The sequence below is a fragment of the Thiohalocapsa sp. genome, from assembly GCF_022340605.1.
Classification (GTDB): Bacteria; Pseudomonadota; Gammaproteobacteria; order Chromatiales; family Chromatiaceae; genus Thiohalocapsa.
In genome coordinates, this window is the sequence record NZ_JAJDNQ010000096.1 from 1 (window position 1) to 8,722 (window position 8,722).

Genomic DNA, 8,722 nt, shown 5'->3' on the forward strand with positions numbered 1-8,722 from the left:
GGCGGCGGCTGTTGCGCCGGGGCGGCCTGCTCCGGCAGCGCCGGCTCCGGCCTGGCCGCGGCAACCTCGGGCGTCGGCCGCTCCGCCGCCATTGTCCGCTCGGCGGCGGCTGCCTGTTCCGTGGCTGGGAGCCGCTCGGCCGCCGCGGGCAACGGCACCGGGGCGACGCCGGCGGCACGCGGCCGCCAGACATCGATGCCCATGGCCTCCAGGTATTGCAGCCTTCGTGCTTCGTTCATTGGCCCGTCGGCGCGCAACCACGCAGGGGATGGCGAGGAGTCACTTTCCCCAACTCAGACGCTCCACATGTGGCTCGGCGCTTTGGACTCCGGGTCTTGAACATCGTTTCGGCCAGAACATGGGACGCAGAGCGTCCGCCCCTGCTCCACGCTGGAGCGTGGGAGCCAGAACCGCACGCTTGGCCGGGATGGTGATCAACGCCGGACTCCGGGGCGGAATCGCGGCGGGGACGCCGCTCCCACGGCAGTCGGCGGTCCGCGACGCACGCCCCGTGCTTCGCACCTCGCACTCCGCACTCCGCACTCCGCACTCAACCTCAAACATCCCCAATCTGCGGATGCGCCCGTTCCCGCGGCTGGGTGATCTTGTTGATGGCGTTGAGGTACGCCTTGGCGGAGGCGATGACGATGTCGGTGTCGGCACCGGCGCCGTTGACGATGTGCCCGCCCTGCTCCAGCCGCACCGTGACCTCGCCCTGGGCGTCGGTGCCGCTGGTGATGGCGTTCACCGAATACAGCTTGAGCGTGGTGCCGCTATTGATGATGGACTCGATGGCGCGGAAGGTGGCGTCCACCGGCCCGCTGCCGCCGTCACTGCCGCGGCGCTCGGCGCCGTCCACGCTCAGCACCACCTCGGCATGCGGGGTCTCGCCGGTCTCGGAGCAGACGCGAAGCGACAGCAGCTTGACGCGCTCGTTGGAGGCGTCGAGCGTCGCATCGGTCACCAGCGCCTGCAAGTCCTCGTCGAAGATCTCGTGCTTCTTGTCCGCCAGGTCCTTGAAGCGGCTGAAGGCGGCGTTGAGCTCCTCCTCGCTGTCGAGGGCGATGCCGAGCTCCTGCAAGCGCACGCGGAAGGCGTTGCGGCCGGAGTGCTTGCCCAGCACCATGCGGTTCTGCGTCCAGCCGACGTCCTGCGCGCGCATGATCTCGTAGGTTTCGCGGTGCTTGAGCACGCCGTCCTGGTGGATGCCGGACTCGTGCGCAAAGGCGTTGGCGCCGACGATGGCCTTGTTGGGCTGCACCGGGAAGCCGGTAATGCCCGACACAAGCCTGGAGCAGGCGACGATCTGGGTGGTGTCGAGCCGCGTGTCGCAGCCGAACAGGTCCTGGCGGGTGCGCACGGCCATGGCCACCTCTTCCAGCGCCGCGTTGCCGGCACGCTCGCCGAGGCCGTTGATAGTGCACTCCACCTGCCGTGCCCCGTTGCGCACGGCCGCCAGCGAGTTGGCGACGGCGAGACCCAAGTCGTTGTGGCAGTGCACCGAGAACACCGCCTTGTCGGCGTTCGGGATGCGCTCGCGCAGTTGCGCGATGAGGTTGCCGAACTGGTGCGGCATGGCGTAGCCGACGGTGTCCGGGATGTTCAGGGTGCGCGCGCCGGCGTCGATGACGGCCTCCAGCACCCGGCACAGGAAGTCGATCTCGGAGCGCCCGGCGTCCTCCGGCGAGAACTCCACGTCGTCGCAGTAGTCGCGCGCCTTGCGCACCGCCCAGACCGCCTGCTCCAGCACCTGCTCCGGGCTCATGCGGAGCTTCTTTTCCATGTGGATGGGGCTGGTGGCGATGAAGGTGTGGATGCGGCCGCTGTTGGCGGCCTTCAGCGCCTCGCCGGCGCAGACGATGTCTTTCTCCAACGCCCGGGCGAGGCCGCAGATGGTGCTGTCCTTGATGGTCTCGGCGACGGCCTTGACGGCCTCGAAGTCGCCATGGCTGGCGATGGGGAAGCCCGCCTCGATGACATCGACCCTGAGCTTCTCCAGCGCGCGGGCGATGCGCAGCTTCTCGTCCTTCGTCATGGACGCGCCGGGGCTCTGCTCGCCGTCGCGCAGCGTGGTGTCGAAGATGATGAGTTGGTCGGCAGTGGTCATGGCGTTCTCGGTGTCGGTTCTCGTCGCGCGGACTTCCAAAGGCCGGGGAGTTGTAACACGATCTGGTTTGGCTGCCATACCGGCAGTTGGGTCCGGCGCCCTGTACTAACATGCGGCGAAGCGCATCGACACGACGCAAGAGACAAATGGAAGCACTCAAGCTCAAGACCCTGGACGACCTGCTGGCCTGGCCCGAGGAGCGCGTCGAGCTGATCGATGGCGAGATCGTCAAGCGGCCGATGGCACGATCGGACCACGGCGTGGTCCAGAGTCGGGCCACCATCGAGCTCGGCCCGTTCGACAAGACGTCAGGCCCCGGCGGGTGGTGGATCATCACCGAGGTGAGCGTCAGCTACGAGCTGCACCAGTGCCCCAGCCATGATATCGCCGGCTGGCGCAAGGAACGCATGCCTGAGCGGCCCAGCGGCGTCATCGACATGGCGCCGGACTGGGTCTGCGAGATCGTCTCGCCCGGTCACGAGCGCAAGGACACGCTCAAGCTGTTCGCGCTGTTGCAGCGCCACCGCGTGCCCTACTACTGGCTCATCTGGCCCGAGGATCGGGCGCTGATCGCCTATGCGCTGGAGGGCGATGGGTATCGGGTGGTGCGGATGCTGTTCGACGAGCCGAAGGCGCGGATTCCGCCGTTCGAGGCGGTGGAGCTGGATCTCGGCTACATACTGGGCGACGGGGGCTGAACGTTCGGTCGCCGTCGGGGCGCCGAGTTGCACTCGGCGCGCCGCCGGCGGCGTAGCGGCGATCGAGCAACGGTGCCTTCATTTGGCCGCGGCAGAGCGCCCGCCGCGGGCATCGAGCCCGCGGCGGGCGCGGCCGACTGCAAGTCGGCGGTCCCAGGAAGAGCCGACCGCAAGTCGGCGGCCCCAGGAAGAGCCGACTGCAAGTCGGCGGTCCCGGGAAGAGCCGACTGCAAGTCGGCGGTCCCAGGAGCCGACTGTAAGTCGGCGGTCCCAGGGGCCGGCGGGGAGCCGGCGCGCCGTCAGGCGCCGCTCATGAACATGTTCATCATGAGCTTGTTGAGGCGGCCGACAAACGCCGCCGGGTCGTCGAGCTGGCCGCCTTCCGCGAGCTGGGCCTGGTCGAACAGGATCATGCCGAGATCATCGAACTTGGACTGATTGCTCTCGGCCTCCAGGCGCTTCACCAGCGGGTGGTCCAGGTTGACCTCCAGGGTCGGCTTCATGTCCGGCGCGTCCTGACCGACGGCCTTGAGCACGCGGGCGAGGTTGGCGCTCATGTCGTGCTCGCCGACGACGATGCAGGCGGGTGAGTCCACCAGGCGGGTGGAGACGCGGACTTCCTGCACGCGCTCGCCGAGGGAGTCCTTGAGGCGCTTGAGCAGGTCTTCGTGCTCCTTCTCGGCCTGCTCGGCCTTCTCCTGGTCTTCCTTGTCGGCGAGGTCGCCGAGGTCGAGCTTGCCCTTGGTGACGGATTGCAGGTGCTTCCCCTTGTACTCGTGCAGGTGACTCACCAGCCACTCGTCGACGCGGTCGGAGAGCAGCAGCACCTCGACGCCCTTCTTGCGGAACACCTCCAGGTGCGGGCTGTGGCGGGCGGCGGCGGGGCTGTCCGCGGTGATGTAGTAGATGTCCTTCTGGCCCTCCTTCATGCGCTCGATGTAGGCGTCCAGGGCGACGCTCTGGGTGTCGTCGTCGTTGTGGGTGCTGGCGAAGCGCATCAGCCCGCCGATGCGCTCGCGGTTCTGGAAGTCCTCGGCGGGGCCTTCCTTCAGCACGCGGCCGAACTCGTCCCAGAAGGTCTGGTACTGCTCGGGCTCGTCCTTCGCCAGCGACTCCAGCAGCCCCAGCACGCGCTTGACGTTGGCGCCGCGGATGGTGTCGATCTTGCGGTTGTGCTGCAGGATCTCGCGGGAGACGTTGAGCGGCAGGTCGTCGGAGTCCACGACGCCCTTCACGAACCGCAGCCAATGCGGCAGCAGCTTGTCCGCCTCGTCCATGATGAAGACGCGCTTCACGTACAGCTTGACGCCGTGCTTTTGCTCGCGGTCCCAGAGGTCCCAGGGCGCGCGCTTGGGCAGGTACAAGAGCGCGGTGTACTCGTTGGTGCCCTCGACGCGGTTGTGCACCCAGGCCAGCGGCTCCTCGAAGTCGTGGGAGATGTGCTTGTAGAAGCCCTTGTAGTCGTCGTCCGAGAGCTCGGACTTGCTGCGCATCCAGAGCGCGGTGCCCTTGTTGACCTGCTCGAACTCGGGCGCCTTGTCCGCTTGCTTTTCCTCGTCGTCCTCATCGCCCAACTCCTCCTTGGCCATCTCGACGGGGATCGCGATGTGGTCGGAGAACTTGCCGATGATGCTCCGCAGCCGCCAGGCGTCGAGGAACTCCTTCTCGTCTTCCTTCAGGTGCAGGATGACGTCGGTGCCACGCGTCGGCTTCTCCACTGTCTCCAGGGTATAGCTGCCGCGGCCGTCGGACTCCCAGCGCACGCCATGCTCGGACGTGAGGCCGGCGCGGCGGGAGAGCAGCGTCACCTTGTCGGCGACGATGTAGGCGGAGTAGAAGCCGACGCCGAAGCGGCCGATGAGGGCGTCGCCGCCGGCCTCGCCGCCTTTCGCCTCGGCACTGTCCGCCTCGCCGCGGGCGGCCATGAGCGCCTCGGCGAACTGCCGGGTGCCGGAGCTGGCGATGCTGCCGACGGTGTCGATGGCCTCCTGGCGGCTGAGTCCGATGCCGTTGTCGGAGACGGTGATGGTGCCGGCGTCCTTGTCCAGCAGCACGCGCACGCGCAGGTTGGGCTCCTCTTCGAGCAGTTCCTCGTCGGTGAGGGACTCGAAGCGCAGCTTTTCCGCGGCGTCGGAGGCGTTGGAGATCAGTTCCCGCAGGAAGATCTCCTTGTTGGAGTAGAGCGAGCTGATGACCAGGTCCAGGACCTGGCTCACCTCGGCCTTGAATTCGAGGGTTTCCTTATGGGCTTCGACAGTCATGGGTCTCGTGCCTGTGCTTGCTTTCGGTGGGTCGCGCAAACGCCCGATGGTCGTTGGGTGCTGATGGCTTAGAATCGTACGATTCGGGGGCGCTGACGGCGCCGCAGTCCATGTAGGCATACCTGCGCGAAATCAAGGGGAATCGGGATGGCAACCACGCAAGTCAGCACCACGCCGTTCGAGGGGCAGAAGCCGGGTACGTCCGGTCTGCGCAAGAAGGTCAAGGTCTTCCAGCAGCCGCATTACCTGGAAAACTTCGTCCAGGCGATCTTCGACACCCAGCGCGGACTTACGGGCGGCACCCTGGTGGTGGGCGGCGACGGTCGCTTCTACAACCGCGAGGCCATCCAGGTCATCCTGCGCATGGCCGCCGCCAACGGCGTGGCCAAGGTGATGGTGGGCCGCGGCGGCATTTTCTCAACGCCGGCGGCGTCCTGCATTATCCGCAAATACAAGGCGCAGGGCGGCATCGTCCTGTCCGCGAGCCACAACCCCGGCGGCCCGGACGAGGATTTCGGCATCAAGTTCAACATCGACGCCGGCGGCCCGGCGCCCGAAGGCGTCACCAACGCCATCTTCGAGCGCACCAAGACCATCGACCGCTACCTGATCAGCGACTCGGCGCCCGTGGACCTGGATGCCGTCGGCGAGACGGCGCTGGACGAGATGCAGGTGCAGGTGGTGGACCCGGTGGCGGACTACGCGGCGCTGATGGAGCGCCTGTTCGACTTCAACGCCATCCACCAGCTCTTCAACTCCGGCGGCTTCCGCATGCGCTTCGACGCCATGCATGCCGTCACCGGCCCCTACGCCAAGGAGATCCTGGAGAACCGCCTCGGTGCCGAGCCCGGCACGGTCATGAACGGCACGCCGCTGCCCGACTTCGGCGGCGGACATCCGGACCCGAACCTGGTGCACGCGCACGACCTGGTGGTCCTGACCCAGGGCCTCAACGGGCTCGACTTCGGCGCGGCCTCGGACGGTGACGGCGACCGCAACATGATCCTGGGCAAGGACTTCTTCGTCACCCCCAGTGATAGCCTCGCGGTGCTCGCCGCCAACGCCCACCTCGCACCCGGCTACAAGGCCGGCATCGCCGGCGTCGCCCGCTCCATGCCCACCAGCCAGGCCGCCGACCGCGTGGCCGAGGAGCTCGGCGTGGAGTGCTATGAGACGCCCACGGGCTGGAAATTCTTCGGCAACCTGCTGGATGCCCGCAGGATCACCCTGTGCGGCGAGGAGAGCTTCGGCACCGGCTCCGACCACGTGCGCGAGAAGGACGGCCTGTGGGCGGTGCTGTACTGGCTCAACCTGCTGGCGGTGCGGAAGCAGTCGGTGGGGGACATCGTGCGCGAGCACTGGCAGCGCTTCGGTCGCAACTACTACACCCGCCACGACTACGAGGCGGTGGACGCCGGCGCCGCCGAGCAGCTCATGGATCACCTGCGCATCCTGTTGCCGGACCTGCCCGGCAAGCGCCTCGGCGAGCTCACCGTCACCTATGCCGACGACTTCAGCTACACCGACCCCGTCGACGGCAGCGTCGCCGACCACCAAGGCGTGCGGGTCGGTTTCGAGGGCGGCTCGCGCATCGTCTTCCGGCTCTCCGGCACCGGCACCCAGGGCGCGACACTCAGGGTCTACATCGAGCGCTTCGAGCCGGACCCGGCGCGCCACGACCAGCCGGTACAGGAGGCGCTGGCACCGCTCATCGTCACCGCCCGCGAGCTGGCGCAGATCGAGGCGCGCACCGGCCGGCGCGAGCCGGACGTGATCACCTGAGACCCTCGCGCGCGTCCGCGACGTTCCTGCCACCAGTGGCAGCAGACGCTTCGAGACCGTGAAAGTGTAGGTCGGGTTAGCGCAGCGTAACCCGACCTACGGCCCGCCGTGGTTACCGGCGGCGCGCGTAGGTCGGGCCGACGCTAGGAGGCCCGACGTGGCGGCTGAAACGGGGTTGGGGTCATAAGCCGCACTTTTCGTGGCGTTGTTATCCGCGATCGTCGACGTAACTGTTTGTCCGTGGCCGCTGGTGCCGCTGTCCAGCGTCTGTCCAACCGCTTAGACCTACAGGTGCGCCATCATGATCAAGTCCATCCCGACCCTCGCCCCGACCCTTATTGTCGCCCTTCTTCTCGCCCTGCTGTTCGCTGCCGGCAGTACCTTCGCCGGCGACGGCTCGTCCTGTGGCAAGGACAAGAAGGGCGACGACAGCGGCAGCGCGGCCGTGATGACGCCGGCGCAGCCGCTCGGCTGAACACCGCCGCGATCAAGCCCCGGCGGCGCCATCGCCGCCCGAACTGAACGAACCGAGCCCCACCGGCGTGCCGGTGGGGCTTTGTTGTTCCCACCCGCTGATGCCCCACCAAGCCGGGCGCCCCCGGGGCAGTTGGGCGCTGATTGGGGATGCCGATAGGGTTGCGGCCAAATAATCGGCGCTAACGATCATTACCATTTGATCAATCCATTTTGCAGATGGCCGGCGAGCCCGCATCATCTGCCCCGCCGCCGCGGCAAGCCGCCGCGGCCGATGCAAGATTCTCAACCCATCGGAGCATTAACCATGTTGCAAGATCGTACCGGTCAACCCGTCCCGCAGGTCACCTTCCGCACCCGTCAGGGTCACGAGTGGGTGGACGTGACCACCGACGAGCTGTTCAAGGGCAAGACGGTGATCGTCTTCTCGTTGCCCGGGGCCTTCACGCCCACCTGCTCCTCCACCCACGTGCCGCGCTTCAATCAACTCGCCCCGGCCTTCAAGGCGCAGGGTGTAGACGACATCATCTGCATGTCCGTCAACGACGCCTTCGTCATGAATGCCTGGCAGGAGGATGAGAACGCCGGCAACCTGACCTTCATCCCGGACGGCAACGCCGAGTTCACGGCCGGCATGGGCCTGTTGGTGGACAAGGACGACCTCGGCTTCGGCAAGCGCTCCTGGCGCTACTCGATGCTGGTGAAGGACGGCGTGATCGAGAAGATGTTCATCGAGCCGGAGGAGCCGGGCGACCCCTTCCACGTCTCCGACGCGGACACCATGCTCGCCTACATCGCCCCGGACGCGCCGAAGCCGGCCGACGTCACCGTCTTCACCCGCTCCGGCTGTCCGTTCTGTGCCAAGGCCAAGACCATGCTCAAGGATGCGGGCATGCAGTTCGAGGAGTTGGTGCTGAATCGCGACTATACCGAGGAGACCCTGCGCGCCGTCGCCGGCGCCACAACGGTGCCGCAGGTGTTCGTCAACGGCGAGAAGATCGGCGGTTCGGACGACCTCGAGCGCTGGCTCGCGACGCGCAACGCCTAAGCCTCTGACCGCCGGCCCCGGCGCCAAGTCGGGGCGTCGCGGCGGCCGAGCGCAACCCCGCCCTGACTTGCGGGGGGCGACTCGCCCCGCACGGAAAGCGCTGACGACCTCAGCGCTTTTCTTTTCCCGCCATGGCCCCGCGCGAGCGGCGTCCCCGCCGCAATTCGACGCCCGTCGCGCCGAGGACGGCGCTCCCACGGCGGCGGACGAGCTCATGAGCGACGGCTCGTTGTCGTTCTCATAATCGGCGTCGTCATCGAATATCCGCTCGGTTGCGACCACGACAGCGACGGCGACCCGAGACGGTCTCGGGACTTGCGTACCGTTGCACGAGGGCCTGCCCTTGCGGCAG

General features: G+C 67.4%; 6 protein-coding genes and 1 pseudogene. 4 read left to right on the plus strand and 3 right to left on the minus strand.

Annotated elements, in window-relative coordinates; all coding sequences use genetic code 11:
• Together LJE69_RS13055 and LJE69_RS13060 are read right to left on the minus strand one after the other, a co-directional pair.
• A pseudogene (locus LJE69_RS13055) lies at positions 1–239 on the minus strand (hypothetical protein); the annotation flags it as partial.
• Between the two features lie 317 nt (positions 240–556).
• On the minus strand, positions 557–2,107 hold the full coding sequence (locus LJE69_RS13060) for a 2-isopropylmalate synthase (RefSeq protein ID WP_296925719.1): 1,551 nt from the start codon (positions 2,105–2,107) through the stop codon (positions 557–559).
• Positions 2,108–2,253: 146 nt separating this feature from the next.
• Here LJE69_RS13060 and LJE69_RS13065 point away from each other — a divergent pair, with 146 nt between their 5' ends.
• Positions 2,254–2,805, plus strand: a complete 552-nt coding sequence (locus LJE69_RS13065) for a Uma2 family endonuclease (RefSeq protein WP_296925721.1) — start codon at positions 2,254–2,256, stop codon at positions 2,803–2,805.
• Between the two features lie 299 nt (positions 2,806–3,104).
• On the opposite strand, the gene htpG is transcribed toward LJE69_RS13065, so the two are convergent.
• Positions 3,105–5,066: a molecular chaperone HtpG gene (gene htpG, locus LJE69_RS13070; protein ID WP_296925722.1), complete on the minus strand. Its 1,962-nt coding sequence runs from the start codon at positions 5,064–5,066 to the stop codon at positions 3,105–3,107.
• Between the two features lie 147 nt (positions 5,067–5,213).
• On the opposite strand from htpG, the gene LJE69_RS13075 reads away from it, so the two are divergent.
• The 3 genes from LJE69_RS13075 to LJE69_RS13085 all read left to right on the plus strand — a co-directional run bounded on the left by LJE69_RS13075 (position 5,214) and on the right by LJE69_RS13085 (position 8,370).
• Entirely contained in the window at positions 5,214–6,848 is a 1,635-nt protein-coding gene (locus LJE69_RS13075; RefSeq protein ID WP_296925725.1) for an alpha-D-glucose phosphate-specific phosphoglucomutase, read from the plus strand.
• 301 nt (positions 6,849–7,149) lie between these two features.
• Complete coding sequence (locus LJE69_RS13080) at positions 7,150–7,323, plus strand: hypothetical protein (protein WP_296925726.1); 174 nt, start codon at positions 7,150–7,152, stop codon at positions 7,321–7,323.
• Between the two features lie 306 nt (positions 7,324–7,629).
• Positions 7,630–8,370 carry a glutathione peroxidase gene (locus LJE69_RS13085; protein WP_296925728.1) on the plus strand — a complete coding sequence of 247 codons (741 nt, stop codon included), beginning with the start codon at positions 7,630–7,632 and terminating at the stop codon, positions 8,368–8,370.
• The last annotated feature ends 352 nt before the right edge of the window (positions 8,371–8,722 follow it).

What these genes read in the sequence shown, in the direction of transcription:
- LJE69_RS13060 (WP_296925719.1), bottom strand. Translation starts at nt 2,107, where the DNA reads ATGACCACTGCCGACCAACTCATCATCTTCGACACCACGCTGCGCGAC.
- LJE69_RS13065 (WP_296925721.1), top strand. Translation starts at nt 2,254, where the DNA reads ATGGAAGCACTCAAGCTCAAGACCCTGGACGACCTGCTGGCCTGGCCC.
- htpG (WP_296925722.1), bottom strand. Translation starts at nt 5,066, where the DNA reads ATGACTGTCGAAGCCCATAAGGAAACCCTCGAATTCAAGGCCGAGGTG.
- LJE69_RS13075 (WP_296925725.1), top strand. Translation starts at nt 5,214, where the DNA reads ATGGCAACCACGCAAGTCAGCACCACGCCGTTCGAGGGGCAGAAGCCG.
- LJE69_RS13080 (WP_296925726.1), top strand. Translation starts at nt 7,150, where the DNA reads ATGATCAAGTCCATCCCGACCCTCGCCCCGACCCTTATTGTCGCCCTT.
- LJE69_RS13085 (WP_296925728.1), top strand. Translation starts at nt 7,630, where the DNA reads ATGTTGCAAGATCGTACCGGTCAACCCGTCCCGCAGGTCACCTTCCGC.